Below are 19,069 nucleotides of genomic sequence, written 5' to 3'. Positions count from 1 at the left end.
ACCATGTCCAACCTGATCGCCGACTGGCGCGACCGCCTCACCCACCGTCGGGTATGGGCGCTGGCCGCGCCAATGATTCTCTCGAATATATCCGTACCGCTGGTAGCACTGGTGGACAGTACCGTCATCGGCCACTTGCCCCATGCCCATCAGTTGGGCGCGGTGGCGGTCGGGGCGAGTCTGTACACGGTGCTGGCCTGGGCCATGGGGTTCCTGCGCATGGGCTCAACCGGGTTCGCCGCCCAGGCAGCCGGGCGTGGCGATGGCGCTGCGCTGCGGCAGGTCTTGCTGCAAGGACTCTTGCTGGCGTTGGGGCTGTCGGTGGTGCTTGGGGCGGTCGGGGTTCCGTTGAGCGACGTGGCATTGCACTTCATGCAGCCCTCTGCCGAGCTCGACCAATTGACCCGGGATTTCTTCCACACCCGGCTTTTCGGCTTGCCGGCGGCGCTGGCCAGTTACGCGCTGGTGGGCTGGTTCCTTGGCGCCCAGAACGCCCGCGCACCGTTGACGATCCTGTTGGTCACCAACCTGGTGAACATCGCCTTGAACCTGTGGTTCGTCATCGGCCTGGATTGGGGCGTGACGGGTTCGGCACGCGCCTCGGTCATCGCCGAGTGGGCGGGCGCGCTGGTGGGCCTGGCCCTGGCCCGAAGGACGCTGCGCGCCTGGCCAGGGCGGATCGCCTGGGCCGCCCTGAGCCTGTGGCAGAGCTGGCGACCGCTGCTGGCGGTAAACCGGGACATTTTCATACGCAGCCTGGTGCTGCAATCGGTGTTTTTCCTGATCACCGTGCAAGGCGCGCGGCTGGGGGACGCGACGGTGGCGGCCAATGCGCTGCTGCTCAATGGCCTGCTGCTTACCGCCCATGCCCTGGATGGCCTGGCCCATGCGGTGGAAGCGCTGTGCGGCCACGCCATTGGCGCTCGCGACCGCCTGGCCCTGCGCCGTTCGCTGGTGGTCGCCTGCGGTTGGTCCTTGATCGCGAGCGTCGGGTTCGCACTGCTGTTTCTGCTGGCCGGACATTTGTTCATCGACATGCAGACCGACATCGCCGACGTGCGCGACACCGCTTATCGCTACCTGCCCTACCTGGCAACGCTGCCATTGATTGCCGTGTGGAGCTATCTGCTCGATGGCCTGTTCATCGGCGCCACCCGCGCCCGGGAAATGCGCAACGGCATGCTCCTGACCCTGTTGCTGGTGTTGCCGCTGGCCTGGGCGCTGCAAGGACTCGGCAACCACGGACTGTGGATCACCTTCCTGTTGTTCATGACGGTGCGCAGCCTGACGCTCGGGACGGTCGCCTGGCTCTTGCACCGTCGGGGCGGCTGGGTCGATGCCGAAACTCGATGATGTTCAGCCCTGTTTGCCTTGCCAGAGGCGTCGCAAATGATCGAGACGTTCTCGCTGGGAACCACCAGGCAGCCCCGGCACGGGCTCGGCATCGGGGTATTGCAAGCGCAGCCATAACCAGCCGTCGAGAACGGCCTGCTCGCTGAACCCCAGCTTGCGCCCCTGTTGCACGTAGTCCCAGAGCACCCAAAAGTCATGGCCGGTGGAGCGAGACCATCGCCAGACGTGACGTTCCAGGAAGCACTCCTGCAATTTCACCTGTTGCCTGTCGCTGAGGCCATGCTCGTTTTCCAGCGCAGGCACCGCAAGCCTGGGATTGGAGAGCTGTTGCCACCCCTGGCACCCCATCGTCCGATCGGACCAGGTGCCACCGAACCAGCGCAACAGGCTGATCGGTCCCAGCCAGCAACTGAGCTCCCGGGGATCGCAGGCATCGAAGAAATAGCTGGCGGTGTGCGGGTTGTAATAACTCAGGAAGGCCTTGTAATGCAGGCCCAGCGTCACCGTCAGCATGCGCCGCAAATGTACTAGCAAGGACTCGGCTGGCGTCGAGGTCACCAACAGCAACCCGGGCCAGGATCGAGCGTCCAGATGGCACAGGCTGGCCAGCGCAGGCGATTGCCTAAGATCCACCAACAACGGGCCGTGTGATCTCGCTCCGTCGAACTCGGTTCCCTCGAACAGGGCAAAACGCGGCACCTCGGAAAATTGTTCCTTCAGGCGTTGTGCGGCCTCGGGCGCGTCCGGAACGTCTAACAGCAGCCATTGGGGAGCGGGACCCGGCAAGGTGGCCACATTCATGGCGCCGCGCCCGCGCCCTGTCCCATCACCATGCGACAGGTACACACCGGCTGCGCACAAGGGCTGAAACGCCCCCCGCCTGGCAAAAGGCACAGCAAGACCAGTGGCTCACCATCCTTGATTGCGGACAACAAGGATGAATCGACTCCAGAAGCCCCGGGAATTTCCCCGGCGGGCGCGGCGGGAGGAAGCGCCTGCGTTGACTGCGCGCCGGGGGCGCCACCCAGGAATGCGCTGACCAGGGGACGGTCCGGGTCGCCCTCGATAAAACTCACCAGAACCTCGGTGCCCTCGGCAATCGTCCCCACGCCACGCGCCGCAAGCTCGGGTGCCAAGGGCAGCCAGCAATGACTGGGGATGGCGCCCTCTCCCTGATAGGCCCAGTCGAACTGCACCGCCACTCGCCCGGCCACTCGCGGCTCATCCACTTCCACGACCCAGCCGCGTTGCCTGCTCACCATGACAGGCTTGTCCGGCGCCCTGTCCACCAGGAAGGGCATCCCCCAGGGAATGGCCTGGAAAAGATTGCCATAACCGCCCGCATGACCGTGGTGTTCAACCTGCGTCAATAACCAGCCCTGGTTCCACTTTCCATGAGGATGGCCCTTCAGCGACAGGATCTGGCCGGCGTGCAAGTGCATCAGATCGCTACGGCCCTGGGCAACCAACGCTCCGTGGATATCCGCCTTCACCGTGAACGCACGCACTGCGCGGGCCCGCCCTTCAACACTGTACAAAGCCTTGTCCATCGTCGGAACGTTGCCCGCCGTATCCGCAAAAACCAGGCATTGCCCGTCCCGGGTGTGATCGAAATGAAAGTGGATACCCGCCTGGGCGCACATTCGTTGTAGGAAATGCAGGTCGGATTCGCGGTACTGGGTATACAGATCCAACGAAGGATAAGCGTTGCTCAGATCCAGGCACAGGCTGCGGCCGTTGATACCATGCCCGCCCAGGACCTGGCGGATGATCTGTGGCACCGAGCAGGCATTGAAGACCCGTTGACTGAAACGCTGCGCAAGGCTCGCCAGCTTCGGCCCGATGCGTACCCGGCAGCTCTCGCCATGGCGGTGGACGATTTCGTGAAGTCGCCCGTGGATGCCTTGATCCTTGGTTCCGAAGCTCAGCCAGACGTTGCGGTACAGCAACCCGGCCATGTCCAGCGCCATGTCGCTGACCGACAGCTCCACTTCGAAAACGAAGGGTTCGCTGATGGCTTCATTGCCTGTTAAGGCTACGACGACGAAAGGTTCGGACAGACCGGCTATCTCCAGACGAAAAGGTAGCTCGCAGGCTGGATCGGACATCGGCGTTTTCTCTACAGGAGGGGCGACCGGGCATTCTCGCCGACAGCAGAGGACGAGTAGAGGGCTCAAGGACTATTTAGGAAAGGGACTACATGAAATTAGGACGCCGTCAGCTAAACGGCATCAATAGGCCGATAAACGCGGCGCACGGGTTTGCAATGCAGAAACAACGTGGCGAGGAAGCTTGCTCCCGCTGGGCGCATCTGGCCCCATTCGGGACCATTGCGCGCCAGCGGGAGCGAGCTACCCTCGCCACGATGAATCGCTCTAGCCTGCAACAGCGGCCCCGCAAGGGGCCACCGTCAGGAAGAAAGGTAGGACGAACGCGTCAGCCCCAGTCGCAGCGCATCCAGGAACTGAGTGCGCTCGGCCGCCGTGATCCGGGCGCTGGCGCACTTGTCACGGTAGTGAGTCATCAACTCCTCCGGCGACAGGTGCACATAGCGCAACATGTCTTCGATGGTGTCGTGGGTTTCGATACCGGCGTGGTACACGCTGCCATCGGCGTTCTGGTAGATGTTCACCGAGTCGGTGTCACCAAACAGGTTGTGCATGTCACCCAGGATTTCCTGGTAGGCACCCACCAGGAAAATACCCAACAAATAATCCTCGCCTGGATTGAGCGAGTGGACCGGCAGGCTGGTCTCGATGCTCTGCTCGTCGACGTACTGCTTGATCTTGCCATCGGAGTCGCAGGTCAGGTCTTGCAGCACGGCACGGCGCAGTGGCTCTTCGTCGAGGCGATGCAGCGGCAGGATCGGCAATACCTGGCCGATCGCCCAAGTGTCCGGCAGGCTCTGGAAGACGGAGAAGTTGCAGATGTACTTGTCGGCCAGCTTGTCGTTGAGCTCGTCCAACACCTGGCGGTGCGAACGCTGGCGGGCCTTCAGCGAATTGTGCAGGCGACGGCACACCGCGAAGTAGCACTGCTCGGCCAAAGCTTTTTCCGCCAGGGTCAGCTTGCCATCGGCGTATTGGGCTGCCACGTCACTCATGTAATGGGTGGCTCGCCAGTAAGTCTCGGTGACCATCTCGATATCGGTCGGGCCCAGCAGGTCCACCAGCCACTGCACGGTTTCCGGCAGGCTTTCCTTGTTCTCGATGACCGGGACGTCATCGTGGTGTTTCTCGACGTCGGTCACTTGCACCACCAACATGGCGTGGTGCGCGGTCAGCGAACGACCGCTTTCGGAAAAGATGTGCGGATGCGGCAAGCTCTGGGCATCGCAGAACTCCTTGAGCATGCCCACCACGACACCGGCGTAATCGTCCATGTCGTAGTTGATGGAGCTGGCGTTGCGCGAGTGCGTGCCGTCGTAGTCCACGCCCAGGCCCCCGCCGACGTCGATGTGATCCACCGGCAGCCCAAGGTTGCGCAGCTCGCCGTAATAACGGATCGCTTCCTTGAAGCCATGCTGGTAGTCCGCCAGGTTGGCGATCTGCGAACCCATGTGGAAGTGCAGCAGGCGGATGCCCTGGTCCAGGCCCGCGCCACGGAAGCGCTCGACCACCGACAACAGCTGCGCGGCCGACAAGCCGAACTTGGATTTTTCGCCACCGGTGTCGGCCCACTTGCTCGACGCCAGGGACGACAGGCGAACCCGCAGGCCGACCTGTGGCTTGACCTTGAGCGACGCGGCTTCTTCAATCACCAGGCCGACTTCGGATTCTTTCTCGATCACGATGAAAACGTTATGGCCCAGCTTCTGGCCCATCAGCGCCAGGCGGATGAACTCGCGGTCTTTGTAGCCGTTGCAGACGATGGTCCCGCCCTTCGGCGCCAGGGCCAGCACCGCCAGCAGCTCGGGCTTGGAGCCGGCTTCCAGGCCGATCGACACGTTCTGTGTCGCGATGATGTTTTCGATCACCGCTTCCTGCTGGTTCACCTTGATGGGGTAAAGCGCGGTGTACTGGCTCTGGTATTCCAGGCGCGCGATGTTGCTGTCGAACGCGCCGGTGAGCTGACGCACCCGGTCTTGCAGGATGTCGGGGAAGCGCACCAGCAAGGGCAGCGAAAGGCCGCTCTGGCGCAACTGGTCGACTTGCTCGTACAAATCGATGGGCGAACTGTCGGGGCCGTTCGGACGGACTTCGACGCGACCGGCTTCATTGATCGCGAAATACCCGGCCCCCCAATGGCGAATCCCGTAAACACTGCGGCTGTCCGCAACTGTCCATTGGCTGCCATCGTCTTTGCGTGTGCGTCGTACGGACATCGAAGTCCCCTATAAAGAAGTCAAAATGCACCCACCCGGTCGCAGGCTGGCGCAGTGTAGAGAATGGAAATGACGATTTGCCTGTAAGCACGGTAGACCCTGCCCGCAGCGCTGAGTTTAGAACCCGTTCAGAACAGGCTCTGTGAAAACCATGCGGGCGACCCCGAACCGGGGTTCGGATCAAGCCGGGGTGGTTTTCACAGAGGCTGCTAGCCGCCGGATTTCTTTGCCTTGAAACCGTGTTTGGTGAGTTCCGCCAACAGCAGCTCGACGTGATCGCCCTGGATCTCGATGACGCCGTCCTTCAACGCGCCACCCGTGCCACAGCGTTTTTTCAACGTCGTCGCCAGTTCTTTGAGGGCGTCTTCGGCCAGCGGCACACCGGTAATGGTCGTCACCGTCTTGCCGCCGCGACCTTTGCTTTCGCGGCGCACGCGAGCGATACCGTCCCCTTCGGGGATGATTGTCTGTTTGCAGATGCAGGCATCCACCGGTTGGCGGCAATCGGGGCAATGACGACCGGCGTCGGTAGAAAATACCAGGCCACCCAGGGCGGCGAAGGATGCGGCTTTTTTGGCCACCGGCAATCCTCTTCGGAGGACAAAGACTGGTCAAGGGGCGAAAGCCTCGACCGCGAAGCCCCACTCAGGCAGGGGCAGCGCAACTGGGCCGAACGATGTCGGCCAAGCTTGAAAAGTCGCGCAGTGTAACGGCAAAAAGGCGACTTGCTAAGGGCCAATCGGCGCCAATTTAGAGCTTCTTTGCGACACCGGCTTCGCAGGCGCGCAAATAGCGCCCAAGAGCCGCCAGGGAGTCCGGGCAATAAGGCTTGTGGCGGATTTCATCGAGCACCTGCTCGACGGGCAGAAAACGCGCCTCCAGCACTTCTTCGGGCTGCAGCACCAACGGGCCATCCCACACGGCCGAGAACGCCGAGCACCACAGGCGGCTGCCGGTGTCTTCGAAATAGAAATGGTCGTGGGCGACCAGCTCCACGCCGCTGACACCGAGCTCTTCGGCAAGCTCGCGGGCCGCCGACTCGGCGTAGCTCTCGTGCGCCTGCACCATGCCGCCGGCCGCGACATCCCAGTAACCGGGATAGATGGCTTTGCTCAGCGTCCGCCGATGGACACACAACTCCCCGGCCGAATTAAACAACATGATGTAGGTGCCCCGCCCGATCAGGCCGCGCTCGCGCAGATCCAAGCGCACCAGGCTGCCGAGCAGGTTGTCATGCTCGTCGACCCAGGCGATGAGCTCGGCATCCGAAGCCGCTCGGTGAGCCGCCTCCCGGGTGCTTTCGTCCATCGATCAGCCCTGGTTCAGCAACTGACGCAGGTCGATGACCGCCGCATTGGCGCGGGAAATATAGTTGGCCATGACCAGCGAGTGGTTCGCCAATACACCGAAACCGCTGCCATTGAGGATCATCGGGCTCCAGACCGGCTCTTGCGAGGCTTCCAGCTCACGAATGATCTGCCGCACGCTGACCGTGGCGTTCTTCTTGGCCAACACGTCGGCGAAGTCCACCTCGATGGCGCGCAGCAAATGAGACAGCGCCCAGGCCTGACCACGGGCTTCGTAGAACACGTTGTCGATTTGCAGCCATGGGGTTTCAACCACTTCTTCGTCGACCTGCGGCACTTGGCCGGGCGCCGGGATTTCGGTTTTCAGCGACGTGTTGAGCTTGACCCGGCCGACGCTGGCGGACAGCCGCTGGGACAACGACCCCAGGCGAGTGCCGACATCGCCCAGCCAGTTGTTCAGGTTGTCGGCGCGGGCATAGAACAATGCGCTCTTCTGGCCTGGATCGGAGAGGCGCGCCTGGTAACGACTCAAGGAATTGATGCCTTCCTGGTACTCCGACTCACTGGAGGGCAGCACCCAACTGCGGTTGTCGAAGTTGAAACGCGGTTCGGCCTTGGCGAGGTCCGCATCTTCGGCGGACTGTGACTGCGAGCGGGCGAAATCCTTGCGCAAGGCGCGGCTCAGGTCGCGAACCTGCACCAGCACGCCGTATTCCCAACTCGGCATGTTGTCCATCCACAGGCCCGGCGGGAAGCGGTCATTGGAAATGTAGCCACCCTGCTTGGTCAGCAAGGTTCCGGCCACGGTCTTGAGGGTTTCGACGGTGGTGTAGCCGACCACCATTTGCCTGCCGTCCTTCTCGGCCGCCGCCTGGGCGTTCTGCTGCACGGGAAACAGCGCCGGCTCCTGGCTCCAATACCAACCCACCGCAATGGTCACCAGCAGATACAAACCAATGAGCGTGGCCAGTGCCCGGCTGAAAAACAGCCCGCCCAGGTAGCTGCGGGTGTCCGATTTCGGCTCGGCGGCGCGTTCAGGCGCGCTGCCCGCGCGGTTTTTCCAGTCCAGCATGGCGATGTTCCTTCAATCACTTGAGTTCACGGTTCGACCACAACCTTACATCAACGTGCCTTGGCCGGCATCCGTCGTTGGGCTTATAGGACAATTACCGCCACCAGACCAGGAGCCACCTAAGGGTTTCCCTTAACCCTGCCAGTCATGATTTGGTAGCGAGCTGACTCGATATCAGCGAATCGAATCGTGCTTGCGCACCCAACGAAGCAACTGGACAAACAGTCCAAAAAAGCCCCAAAAGCCTTTATTCTCGGCCCCCGCTGCATGACAGGCCGCCAATCGAAGACCGTGCGGTCTAAAACTGAATCGCATCTCTTGGCAGTTTATTGACGTACGACACTCATGTAAGGGAAAAGAGGTGCTAGCATAGAGCCACCAGTCGACCTCAGCATGCCCCCTAACTAGTAGTCAGGATATGACCGAGTCAGAAGACCCCAGCCGTGAGCGCCTCAAGCACCACTTTGCCCAGCGGGTAATTCATCAGGCTCGCCAGATCCTTGAGATATGGCAGCGCCTGCAACGCAGCGAGTGGTCGAGTAACGACCTGTCTGAGCTCAGCGAAGCCAATCTGCGCCTGCTGCGCTTTGCCGAGCGTTTCGAACAGCCCGAGCATTGCCAGCTTGCCCACGGCATCAGCCAGTCGCTGCAAGCGGTGGATGCCAATCGCGGCCGCCTGAGCAGCCAGTTGATCAGCGACATCAACCGTTTGATGCAACGCCTGTCCCGCACCGGCCTGCGCCACGGCGATCAACTCGAGCAGACCTTCCTGCCGCCGCTGCGCAAGCCCATCTACGTGATGCTGCAAGACCATGACCGCGCGGAACGGCTGGCCAAGCAGTTGGAATTCTTTGGTCTCAGCGCCCATGCGTTGAACAGTATCGCCGCGTTCCGCTCCGCGATGGTCGAGCGCCTGCCCGCGGCGATCGTCATGGACGTGGATTTCAGCGGCCCTGGCGTGGGCCTGACGTTGGCGGCCCAAGCCCAGGAAGGCCTCGACCAGGCCATCCCGCTGCTCTTTTTCAGCCTGCTTGAAACCGATACGCCCACCCGCCTGGCGGCGGTGCGCGCCGGCGGCCAGGAATTTCTAACCGGCACGCTCGAGGCGTCGAGCCTGCTGGAAAAAATAGAAGTGCTGACCTGCGTCGCCCAGTACGAGCCCTATAAAGTGCTGATCATCGATGACTCCCGCGCCCAGGCCTTGCACACCGAACGGCTGCTGAACAGCGCCGGCATCATCACCCGGACGTTGATCGAGCCGATCCAGGCAATGGCCGAACTGGCGGACTTCCAGCCCGACCTGATCATTCTCGATATGTACATGCCCGCTTGCACCGGCACGGAACTGGCCAAGGTAATTCGCCACAACGACCGTTATGTCAGCGTGCCGATCATTTACCTGTCCGCCGAAGACGACCTGGATAAGCAGCTCGACGCCATGAGCGAAGGCGGCGACGACTTCCTGACCAAGCCGATCAAACCCCGGCACCTGATCACCACCGTGCGCAACCGCGCGGCCCGGGCGCGCAATCTCAAGGCGCGAATGGTGCGCGACAGCCTCACCGGCCTCTACAACCACACCCATATCCTGCAATTGCTCGAGGACTGCAGTTTTCGCGCCCGCCGCGAAGGCAAGCCCTTGAGTTTCGCCATGCTGGACATCGATCATTTCAAGCGGGTCAATGACAGCCACGGCCACCCCATGGGGGACCGAGTGATCAAGAGCCTGGCGCTGTTTCTCAAGCAGCGCCTGCGCAAGACCGATTTCATCGGGCGCTATGGCGGCGAAGAGTTCGCGATCGTCATGCCCGACACCGATATTGATGCAGCCTGCCAGGTGCTGGACGAAATCCGCCAACGCTTCGCCGAAATCCATTACCCGGCCCAACCCCAGGACCTGTGGTGCACCTTCAGCGCCGGCGTGGTGGAAATGAGCGAAGCGTCCGACAGCCTGATGATGGCCAGCCAGGCGGACGAAGCGCTGTACCGCGCCAAGCATGCCGGACGCAACCGGGTACAGAGCGCCAGACAATCAAAGCAAAGTGCCACCTTTTCATCGGATTCCACTGATTCGGTCATAAACGTGTAACGCAAACGCAATAACTTCAGGCACTTCGATTCTGCCCCCGGTAGACCCTTGATGCGCCTGAAGCTGCTGACCAATCTCAACACCCTTTTCTTAGTTGCCGTATGCCTTGGCCTTGGCGCGACCCTTTGGTGGTCGCAGATTGCCTTGGAGCGACCCTACCTGTTGATGGAACGCTACCTCGGCCTGTCGCGGCAGTTCCAGAGCGAAGTGGCGCGCAACATCGAGGACTACCTGGCCAGCGGCGACGCCCTGCGCCTCAGCGCGGCTACCCAAGCGTTGGAAAGCCTGCAAAAGGAGCTGGACCAGTTCCCACCGGACCTGGCCAAGACCCTGCGCCCAAGCCTGTCCAACCTCGACAACTTCAGCAAGACCGACCTGCTGGCCGCCGGCAAGCTGGCCGGCGACCCACAGGCCCTGTTGTTGCAGGCCGAACGGGAACTGAGCGCCAGTCTTGATCGACTCGCCCAGTACGCCAGTGGCGCCCCGGCCTACTCACCTCCATTGTTCGCCGCTTCACAGCACCTGGGTCGGTTGTCCCTTACCCGTGACAAATTGGTCAGCAGCGGTCGCAGCGAACTGGCCGCCGATGTCGAACGGGAACTGGCAGGCATCCGTGTGCAAGCAGAACGCCTCGAGAGCCTGCCTCTGCTGGGCGTAACCGCCAGCAGCGAATCGGGTAGCGATGACTTTGCCGCGCTGATGGGCCTGCAAACCCAGGAAAAAACTGTCAGCGAGGACGCCGGCATCGGTCTCAAGCGTGAGCTCAACAGCCTGCTCGGCCGCTACCCCGCGGAATTGACCCGCACTCGGGAGCTGATCCAAAAGCGCACCGAACTGAGCCGCGCCACCCACCTGAAAATCGCTGATGCACAAACGGCCATCGACACCCTGGAACCGGCGGTACGTGCCCAGCATGGGCAGATTCAGAGGGAGGTTCGCTTGATCCAGGGCGTGATGATCGGCTTGATCCTGCTGATCGCGCTGCTCATCGACACCTTGCAACGGCGCCTGGCCCGCACCTTGACGCACCTGGCGCCGGCCCTGTCCACCTGGGCCGAAGGCGACTTCAGCCGGGGCATCCACATGGGCGCCAGCAACCGTGAGATGCAAGACATCGAGGCGTCCCTCAATCGCCTGCGCGCTTATCTGGTGGACCTGGTGGGCACCATTCGGGTGAACGCCGAACAGGTCGCTGGCAGTAGCCGCGCCCTGGCCGAGTTGAGCGGCGAACTGCACAGTGGCGCCGAGGACCAGGCCGGCGACACCGCATTGATCCGTGATTCGCTCGGCGAACTGGAGGCGACCATCCAGCAAGTGGCCGGCGATGCCAGCCAGGCCGCGCAGGCCAGTCGCAGCGCCGGTAACGCCGTGGAACATGGCCAGCAAGTCATCGGCTTGAGTCTCGCCGGCCTCCATGCGTTGGTGGGCGAGGTGCAAGGCAATGCGCAAATGATCGAACAGCTGGCCGAGGAGTCGGCAACCATTGGTGGCGTATTGACGGTCATCCGCTCGATTGCCGACCAGACCAACCTGCTTGCCCTCAACGCCGCCATCGAAGCCGCCCGCGCCGGGGAAATGGGCCGGGGCTTTGCGGTGGTGGCTGAAGAAGTCCGTTCCCTGGCCCAACGCACCGCTGGCGCCACCTCGGAAATCCAGGCGCTGATCGCCCGCTTGCAACTGGCCGCGCGCCAATCAGTGGATGGCATGCGCGCCCAGGTTGAACACGCCGAGGCCACCGCCAGCCAGGCCCAGGCGGCTGACGGCGCCTTGGATGAAATCGTCGCAGCCATTCAGACCATCGCCGATACCGCCGTGCGAATCGCCGATGTCACGGCTCAGCAAAGCGGCGCTGTCAGCGAAATCCGCGACCACAGCGAGCGCATTCACCAACTGGGCGGGGATAACCTGCTGCGCATCGGCCAGGGTCGCGAGCAAGGCGACAACCTCCTGGTGCTCGGCGGGCGGTTGCACACCGCAGTCCAGGCATTTCGGGTATGACCTCAGCAAACACCACAAACCCATTGTGGGAGCGAGCCTGCTCGCAATAGCGGTGGCTCAGTTTGCATGGGTAATCAATGTGCCGGCGTCATCGCGAGCAGGCTCGCTCCCTCATTTATTGGGTATGGTCCAAGGAAGATGCTCACCGCACATCCCCCTGTGGGAGCGAGCCTGCTCGCGATAGCGGTGGGTCAGTTCAACCGAATGACCGGATGATAAAGCTCAGTCACAAACTTCGCGTAAACATCGGTCAACGTGCTGGCTATTGCCGAGAACTGGACAGTCATAAAGGCTTTGCGGCATAGTCTCCGGGTTCTGACACCTGCTCACAGATAACAAGGAACAGCAGATGGCGACCCTATTGGTCCTGCACGGACCCAACCTGAACCTGCTTGGCACCCGTGAACCGGGCGTTTATGGCGCCGTGACGCTGGCCCAGATCAACCAGGACCTGGAACAGCGGGCCCGGGACGCCGGCCATCATTTGCTTTATCTGCAAAGCAATGCCGAATACGAGTTGATCGACCGCATCCATGCCGCGCGTGGCGAAGGCGTGGACTTCATTTTGATCAATCCAGCAGCTTTTACACATACAAGCGTCGCATTACGTGACGCGCTGCTGGCGGTGAGCATCCCATTCATCGAAGTGCATTTGTCCAACGTGCACAAACGCGAACCTTTCCGCCATCACTCCTACTTCTCCGATGTAGCGGTGGGAGTGATCTGCGGCCTTGGCGCCAGCGGTTACCGACTGGCCCTGGAGGCCGCCCTAGAGCAGCTTGAAAAACAGGCAACAGCTTGAACAACAAGCGTTAAACGCCCCTGACCGACCCTTGGGAGTTGATGATTCATGGATATCCGTAAAGTTAAGAAACTGATCGAGTTGCTGGAAGAGTCCGGCATCGACGAGCTCGAGATCAAGGAAGGCGAAGAGTCCGTACGCATCAGCCGTCACAGCAAGACCCCGGCCCAGCAGTTCTATGCACCTGCACCGATGCAGGCTCCAGCCGCCGCGCCTGCTCCCGCAGCAGCTCCGGCCGCCGCCGCAACGCCAGCCGCACCTGCCGCGCCAGCGCTGAACGGCACCGTTGCCCGCTCGCCAATGGTGGGCACGTTCTATCGCAAGTCTTCCCCAACCTCGCCTTCCTTCGTTGAAGTTGGCCAGACCGTGAAGAAAGGCGACACCCTGTGCATCGTCGAAGCCATGAAGATGATGAACCACATCGAAGCTGAAACCAGCGGTGTGATCGAAGCCATCCTCGTTGAAGACGGCCAGCCGGTTGAGTACGACCAACCGCTGTTCACCATCGTTTGAACCGCGGAGAGCCTTTGATGACTGCGAAGTTGGAAAAAGTTCTGATCGCTAACCGCGGTGAGATCGCCCTGCGGATTCTGCGTGCCTGCAAAGAGATGGGCATCAAGACCGTCGCCGTTTACTCCAAGGCCGACAAAGAACTGATGCACCTGGGCCTGGCGGACGAATCCGTCTGCATCGGTCCCGCGTCGGCTGCGCACTCTTACCTGCACATCCCGGCGATTATCGCCGCCGCCGAAGTGACCGGCGCCACCGCCATTCACCCTGGCTACGGCTTCCTGGCGGAAAACGCCGACTTCGCCGAACAGGTCGAAAACTCCGGTTTTGCCTTCATCGGCCCGAAAGCCGAGACCATCCGCCTGATGGGCGACAAGGTTTCCGCCAAGCACGCCATGATCGCCGCAGGCGTACCCACCGTTCCGGGTTCCGACGGCCCGCTGCCTGAAGACGAAGAAACCGCTTTGCGCATCGGCCGCGAAGTCGGCTACCCGGTGATCATCAAAGCCGCCGGCGGCGGCGGTGGTCGCGGCATGCGCGTGGTTCACAAGGAAGAAGACCTGATTTCCTCGGCAAAACTGACCCGCTCCGAAGCAGGCGCGGCGTTCGGCAACCCGATGGTCTATCTGGAAAAATTCCTGACCAACCCACGCCACGTCGAAGTGCAAGTTCTGTCCGACGGCCAGGGCCAGGCCATCCATCTGGGCGACCGCGATTGCTCGCTGCAGCGTCGTCACCAGAAGGTCCTCGAAGAGGCACCGGCACCGGGCATCGACGAGCAGGCTCGCCAGGAAGTCCTGGCTCGCTGCGTCAAGGCTTGCATCGACATCGGCTACCGTGGCGCCGGCACCTTCGAGTTCCTGTACGAAAACGGTCGTTTCTACTTCATCGAAATGAACACCCGTGTTCAGGTGGAGCACCCGGTTTCGGAGATGGTCACCGGTATCGACATCGTCAAGGAAATGCTCAGCATCGCCGCCGGCAACAAACTGTCGTTCACTCAAGATGACGTCGTTATTCGCGGCCACTCGCTAGAGTGCCGGATCAACGCTGAAGATCCGAAGACCTTCATGCCGAGCCCAGGCACGGTCAAGCATTTCCACGCACCAGGTGGCAACGGCGTTCGCGTCGATTCGCACCTGTACAGCGGTTATGCGGTTCCGCCGAACTACGACTCGCTGATCGGCAAGCTGATCACCTACGGGGCGACCCGTGAAGAAGCCATGGCGCGCATGCGCAATGCGCTGGATGAAATCGTGGTGGACGGGATCAAGACCAACATCCCGCTGCACCGCGATCTCGTCCGCGACGAGGGTTTCTGTGAGGGTGGCGTCAACATTCATTACCTGGAACACAAGCTGGGCAACCAGCACTGATGCTCCAAGGGATGTGAAAAGACCCCGGTCCGTTTGGCCCGGGGTCTTTTTTTGCCCATCGTCGGGCTAGAAGACCCACTCAGTTCAGGCTCACCATCGAGAACCTGTTCATCGCAAGTTGCGCCGTTGTCGCCGGCCTGCCCTGGCGGGTGCGGACGGCACCGTTGGCGTTTGCCATCAAAGGTTCGCTGCGCGTGCGCGTCATGAATCTACGCGCACGTATCGATACCGGATCGGTACTGTACTTGGCCCGTGACAGCACTGGGGCGTAATAACGCTCGACTTGGGTCTGCGACATCTTGAAGACCGAAGTGATGCCGCTCTTGAGGTTCAGCGATACACCATAGGTATTACCGAAGCAGGAAGAATACGACCAGAAGTCCCAGGTTGGCTCAAGACCTTTGCGCCGCATCACGGTCCTGACCGGCTCGCCAATGTCCAGACCCGTCAACCAGTCCCCACCTACAAGCGTGACGCGGATATCCTTTGCGGATCCGCCAAGGCGCCGCAACAGAGCCTCGACACCTTCCTCTATGAGCCTGCCAATATTGTGATCGAAATGAATGACCGCCCCCACTCGGGTAACGGGGTTATATAACGAAGCGATCACGCATGTCTGGGCGTTGAGCGAGAACAGATACCCATCAGCCGTCGCCTCATTGAAGCGTGCTACTACGGCCTCGCCCTGCAACGCGCCTCTTGTCACGTCAGGATCGACGCGCCCCGGGAACGCCTCCCGTAGATCGTCGACTCGCCCCAGGTTACGCACGCCATCATTACCCCCTCTCAAGCCAACGCTGTTATGCGTCCACTTGCCATTCGTCATCCTGCGTATGGGCATGTTGTATAGCGCGCCGGGACGACTGGCATCCACCAGGCATAGACCGCCAAAGTAAGCGTCCTCCTTTACCTGGAAGTACCGGCCCCGGCTGCGTATGTAATAGGTACTTCGTGGCTGCGATGCGCTGGGCGGACTGCGGTAGGTGCCGTAGAAAATCCCCTCCTCGCTCACCCATTGCAGATTTTCAGGCGTTGCGTCGACCGCCTGCCTTGGCTTCAAACGGATGGGCTGGACCAGCGGCCCGGTATCCTTGTTCACAGCGGATACCGCAGCGCCTTTCAGACGTTGCGCCGACAAAGACAACGGCTTGGCCGCACGCTTGAGACTCATCACCGAACGGCGCAGCAATGCAGCCATGCCGGTCACCCCTGGCACCGCCAGCAGCGCGCCCCAGGAAACCTCCAGCCAATGCTCGAGAGCCTCCTGGGTATCGCCCTGCCTATGCGCCTCGATTGCCTGCTTGGAGCTGAGGCCGATAAATACGATATCCAACAGCAGGGCAAACGGCGGGAAGACCATGCACACCGGCGCAGCCGCAAAGAGCAGCCCTTTCTGAATCTGCTGCGTGATGGCCTCTGCACGACGGGTGGTGATATCTTCCACGTCGGCGATAGCCCGCTCGATACAGGCATCGAACTCAGCGTCGATATCGACCACACGGCTGAATTCACGCAGGGTATCGACGCGCGTGGTACCTGCCCCCAATGCCCGCAACGATTGTTCGACGGAACCGCGCGCGATCAATGCCACCCGCTCCACGACATAATCGTGCAGTTGCGCCGCGGTGCGCCCGGTGAAGGCCAGGTAGTTGCGAAAACGGATGCCGTCCGGGGCATCGGGCGTGTACAGCCAGTAGGAGCCCTTCGGTTCGAAGTAGGCGAAAACGTAGACGCCCAACACGACATGACCGTTGACCGTAAACTTGAACACACCTTCACGCGTGACCGCCGTCGCTGGATAGATGGGGCCGCCAGCCGGTCTCCTGTCGCTCAGCAACGTGACTTGCCGCGTGAGCCAGTTGAACGCGTCGGTGCTCAACACTGACCGGCCATACGCGATACGTAGGTCGCGATCCATCTTCGCCAGCAGCATGTAGCGACAGGCATCGCGACGCTTCTGGTATTGCGGGTCATTGGCATCGAGAAACCTGGCACGGATTTCCTTGGTGTATTTTTCGCCCAGGTAGGCCCCACGAACATAAAGCGCCAGGTCGGCGCTGCGGACCTGGCCCAAATCCTGCCCAACGGACGAGCGCACACCTTGTTTCGGGTTGTCTATCCCAGCGTTGTCGTCGTACCCATAAATCGCGAGTTCCAGCAGGCTGGCTACCCTCCTGTCACTTCCCAGCCCCGGGAAGTAGTCGATAAGAACCGTTTCCGGATCCACCGGTTCTCGTACGCCCTTGCTGCGCATATACGGAGCAATCGCTTGCGTGACGGTACGCTTGGCAAAGTCGACAAAAAGTTCATAACCAGCCAACTGCTCATCGAAGACCTGCTGATGGACCAGGGACTCTTGTTTCAAGCCACTGATGCTTCGCCGCGATTCAAGTGGCAAGGCCGAGTACCAGCGAGGCGAGTCGTGCCACTCCACCTGCTGCAGATTGTGGTTCAGCCCTGTCAGGACAGCCTGCTCAAGACAATGCCTGAGCCCTTTTTGCGTCCCTCTGGGGTCCCTGCTCAAATCCCATGTGGTCGGCTTTTGCCTCACGCCGACAAAATATTCCCGAGCGCTGTCACGTTCAACCGGGGAGATCTGCTGCAACAGGTATTCACGACCCGTTTCGCTCGCAATCCAGCTACCGATCTCGGCGCTCACGGCCCGAAGCGAAGGCAGGGCGATCCACTCCTGCCCATCGGGCTTACCAGGGGCATACAGCAGGGGGGCGCTGACTTGTCCCTGTGCATCGTCGTGGTAGAACAGCAGCAGATCGGCGCATCGGAACGAATTGGGCAGTTCGACATTGGTAACCTGCAATCCACCCACGCCTTGTCCAGCAAATGAGCTGTTCAGCAAAGTGTAGAGCTCATCGTGGCTGGACACCGTGACTAGACCCGCGCACCGCGCGACAAATGCGCTGTGTCGCAATCGCGCCATGAACCAATCGAGCAGGGCGTCCTTGAGGTCCGCGCGGTTGTACCGACTCGACAATGCAGAAAAGTAACCGGCAGGTGCGTCCAGGCTCGACAACATCTGCCCCACGAATGCCGAGGCAAGGGGCTCGTTGCGCAGCATGCCGCCATTCTCCACCAGGCGCACCGTCACCGCATCGGGCCTGACCGGCCCCGCCGCCACCAGTTCACTCAGGTTATAGGTTCGCACAGGCTGGCCAATGACCGCTCGCCACTGCAGCTGCACGCGAACCCTGTCAGGTTCGACTTCCATGTCCAGCTCGCGCCTGATGTAGCCTTGGGCCTGGCGCCGAGCGAACGCTTCCAGGGAGCCCAAGCCGTCGAGCAATTCATCGACCATTGCCTGGGTTTGCCCAGCATGTTCGCTCAACGCCTCCAACCGTTTACGGTCGGCTGCACCCAACCCCCGTAGCCAATCAGGCAATTGCGCACGCATTATCGCTTCCAATGCCCGTCGCTCCCGAGGGGTCGCCAGCGCATTCGCTTTCCCCATGTGGCGCCAGGATTGTTGCAGCTCCTCTATCCTTGCGCGCAGTTGCTCGACATCCAACCCAACCAACCTTTGCGGTTGAAGGATGGCGTCGATTGCCGCCACATGCTCGTTGAGTTTTTCCTGGACGATGCTTTCGAGCGCAGCATCGTGTCCGGCCATTTTCCAATGGCTCCGAAGATAGTCCTCGTAATGGTTGAGGATGGTCGAAGCGGTCCCTTCGAGGACCTGCTCGAGGATATCCCGACGTTCAGCCGAGAACCCCAGATCAGCGCCCCCTTCCCAGCGATAAGGCGCATCCTGATGCTCGTCATAAACCGCGGGCGACGGGTCGATCTTGCGTTGCAACACCGCGTCGAGCAGCGTGCCAATGAAGTCTGAATCGATGTTGCCATGACGATAATGGGTACGCAGCCCGACCAGCAGATAAACTTCCAGCTCCTCCAGAAAAGTATTCTGGGCCTGCATCTTTGCCTCGATAACAGTCTGCCAGCCCGTCAGCTTTTCCAGAATCGCCTGGGCAGATGCCTCTTTCCGGTCAGATAACGACGTCGCGCCATCCCTGTCTTGTTGCCACTCGGCCATGTCGTCCATGCACATCCTTCCCTGTTGTGTGGATGCGCACCTTATCCGCCCTGCGGCAGGCCAATGTCATACATATATATATCGAAACACCAACCGGGCCCGTCCAGGCCTCGCTTATCCACTTTGGGAGCGACCTGGCGTACACTGCGCGCCTTTGCAGCCTCCTGCTGCCTCCTATCGATTTTTCAAA

Annotated in this window: 13 protein-coding genes; 6 read left to right on the top strand and 7 right to left on the bottom strand. The window is 61.3% G+C overall.

What is annotated here, in order from left to right:
* Positions 1 to 3: 3 nt before the first annotated feature.
* Positions 4 to 1,353 carry an MATE family efflux transporter gene (locus ACLK1G_RS15975; RefSeq protein WP_420766284.1) on the top strand — a complete coding sequence of 450 codons (1,350 nt, stop codon included), beginning with the start codon at positions 4 to 6 and terminating at the stop codon, positions 1,351 to 1,353.
* A 3-nt stretch (positions 1,354 to 1,356) separates the two neighbouring features.
* Here ACLK1G_RS15975 and ACLK1G_RS15970 read toward each other — a convergent pair whose 3' ends face one another.
* The 6 genes from ACLK1G_RS15970 to ACLK1G_RS15945 form a co-directional block, all read right to left on the bottom strand.
* A complete protein-coding gene (locus ACLK1G_RS15970; RefSeq protein ID WP_420766283.1) occupies positions 1,357 to 2,154 on the bottom strand; it encodes a DUF4123 domain-containing protein in 798 nt (265 codons plus the stop codon).
* The gene (locus ACLK1G_RS15965; protein WP_420766282.1) at positions 2,151 to 3,461 is read right to left on the bottom strand and encodes a type VI secretion system Vgr family protein; all 1,311 of its coding nucleotides are present in this window, start codon (positions 3,459 to 3,461) and stop codon (positions 2,151 to 2,153) included. The genes ACLK1G_RS15970 and ACLK1G_RS15965 overlap by 4 nt, the downstream gene beginning before the upstream one ends.
* A gap of 302 nt (positions 3,462 to 3,763) precedes the next feature.
* Positions 3,764 to 5,677 carry an arginine decarboxylase gene (gene speA, locus ACLK1G_RS15960; protein WP_039593533.1) on the bottom strand — a complete coding sequence of 638 codons (1,914 nt, stop codon included), beginning with the start codon at positions 5,675 to 5,677 and terminating at the stop codon, positions 3,764 to 3,766.
* A 209-nt stretch (positions 5,678 to 5,886) separates the two neighbouring features.
* Entirely contained in the window at positions 5,887 to 6,258 is a 372-nt protein-coding gene (locus tag ACLK1G_RS15955; protein WP_420766281.1) for a translation initiation factor Sui1, read from the bottom strand.
* Between the two features lie 169 nt (positions 6,259 to 6,427).
* Entirely contained in the window at positions 6,428 to 6,985 is a 558-nt protein-coding gene (locus tag ACLK1G_RS15950) for an NUDIX hydrolase (RefSeq protein ID WP_420766280.1), read from the bottom strand.
* 3 nt (positions 6,986 to 6,988) lie between these two features.
* Positions 6,989 to 8,056 carry a DUF2333 family protein gene (locus ACLK1G_RS15945; RefSeq protein ID WP_420766279.1) on the bottom strand — a complete coding sequence of 356 codons (1,068 nt, stop codon included), beginning with the start codon at positions 8,054 to 8,056 and terminating at the stop codon, positions 6,989 to 6,991.
* 418 nt (positions 8,057 to 8,474) lie between these two features.
* Here ACLK1G_RS15945 and ACLK1G_RS15940 point away from each other — a divergent pair, with 418 nt between their 5' ends.
* The 5 genes from ACLK1G_RS15940 (at position 8,475) to accC (ending at position 14,831) form a co-directional block, all read left to right on the top strand.
* The gene (locus ACLK1G_RS15940) at positions 8,475 to 10,145 is read left to right on the top strand and encodes a diguanylate cyclase (protein ID WP_420766278.1); all 1,671 of its coding nucleotides are present in this window, start codon (positions 8,475 to 8,477) and stop codon (positions 10,143 to 10,145) included.
* A 1,449-nt stretch (positions 10,146 to 11,594) separates the two neighbouring features.
* Entirely contained in the window at positions 11,595 to 12,143 is a 549-nt protein-coding gene (locus ACLK1G_RS15935; RefSeq protein ID WP_420766319.1) for a methyl-accepting chemotaxis protein, read from the top strand.
* 349 nt (positions 12,144 to 12,492) lie between these two features.
* Positions 12,493 to 12,945 (top strand): type II 3-dehydroquinate dehydratase, encoded by a 453-nt coding sequence (gene aroQ, locus ACLK1G_RS15930; RefSeq protein WP_420766277.1) that lies wholly within the window; start codon positions 12,493 to 12,495, stop codon positions 12,943 to 12,945.
* Positions 12,946 to 12,993: 48 nt separating this feature from the next.
* The gene (accB, locus tag ACLK1G_RS15925) at positions 12,994 to 13,458 is read left to right on the top strand and encodes an acetyl-CoA carboxylase biotin carboxyl carrier protein (protein WP_420766276.1); all 465 of its coding nucleotides are present in this window, start codon (positions 12,994 to 12,996) and stop codon (positions 13,456 to 13,458) included.
* 17 nt (positions 13,459 to 13,475) lie between these two features.
* Positions 13,476 to 14,831, top strand: a complete 1,356-nt coding sequence (gene accC / locus ACLK1G_RS15920) for an acetyl-CoA carboxylase biotin carboxylase subunit (RefSeq protein ID WP_420766275.1) — start codon at positions 13,476 to 13,478, stop codon at positions 14,829 to 14,831.
* 79 nt (positions 14,832 to 14,910) lie between these two features.
* On the opposite strand, the gene ACLK1G_RS15915 is transcribed toward accC, so the two are convergent.
* Positions 14,911 to 18,888 (bottom strand): dermonecrotic toxin domain-containing protein, encoded by a 3,978-nt coding sequence (locus ACLK1G_RS15915; RefSeq protein ID WP_420766274.1) that lies wholly within the window; start codon positions 18,886 to 18,888, stop codon positions 14,911 to 14,913.
* Positions 18,889 to 19,069 lie beyond the last annotated feature (181 nt).

The organism is Pseudomonas algeriensis (assembly GCF_048847255.1).
GTDB lineage: Bacteria > Pseudomonadota > Gammaproteobacteria > Pseudomonadales > Pseudomonadaceae > Aquipseudomonas.
The sequence above is the reverse complement of the archived record's forward strand: the minus strand, read 5'-3'. Positions and strand labels throughout refer to the sequence as shown.

Coding starts and splice junctions, on each gene's coding strand:
- accB (WP_420766276.1), top strand. CDS start 12,994: ATGGATATCCGTAAAGTTAAGAAACTGATCGAGTTGCTGGAAGAGTCC.
- accC (WP_420766275.1), top strand. CDS start 13,476: ATGACTGCGAAGTTGGAAAAAGTTCTGATCGCTAACCGCGGTGAGATC.
- speA (WP_039593533.1), bottom strand. CDS start 5,677: ATGTCCGTACGACGCACACGCAAAGACGATGGCAGCCAATGGACAGTT.
- ACLK1G_RS15940 (WP_420766278.1), top strand. CDS start 8,475: ATGACCGAGTCAGAAGACCCCAGCCGTGAGCGCCTCAAGCACCACTTT.
- ACLK1G_RS15945 (WP_420766279.1), bottom strand. CDS start 8,056: ATGCTGGACTGGAAAAACCGCGCGGGCAGCGCGCCTGAACGCGCCGCC.
- ACLK1G_RS15935 (WP_420766319.1), top strand. CDS start 11,595: ATGATCGAACAGCTGGCCGAGGAGTCGGCAACCATTGGTGGCGTATTG.
- ACLK1G_RS15950 (WP_420766280.1), bottom strand. CDS start 6,985: ATGGACGAAAGCACCCGGGAGGCGGCTCACCGAGCGGCTTCGGATGCC.
- ACLK1G_RS15970 (WP_420766283.1), bottom strand. CDS start 2,154: ATGAATGTGGCCACCTTGCCGGGTCCCGCTCCCCAATGGCTGCTGTTA.
- ACLK1G_RS15965 (WP_420766282.1), bottom strand. CDS start 3,461: ATGTCCGATCCAGCCTGCGAGCTACCTTTTCGTCTGGAGATAGCCGGT.
- ACLK1G_RS15915 (WP_420766274.1), bottom strand. CDS start 18,888: ATGGACGACATGGCCGAGTGGCAACAAGACAGGGATGGCGCGACGTCG.
- ACLK1G_RS15975 (WP_420766284.1), top strand. CDS start 4: ATGTCCAACCTGATCGCCGACTGGCGCGACCGCCTCACCCACCGTCGG.
- aroQ (WP_420766277.1), top strand. CDS start 12,493: ATGGCGACCCTATTGGTCCTGCACGGACCCAACCTGAACCTGCTTGGC.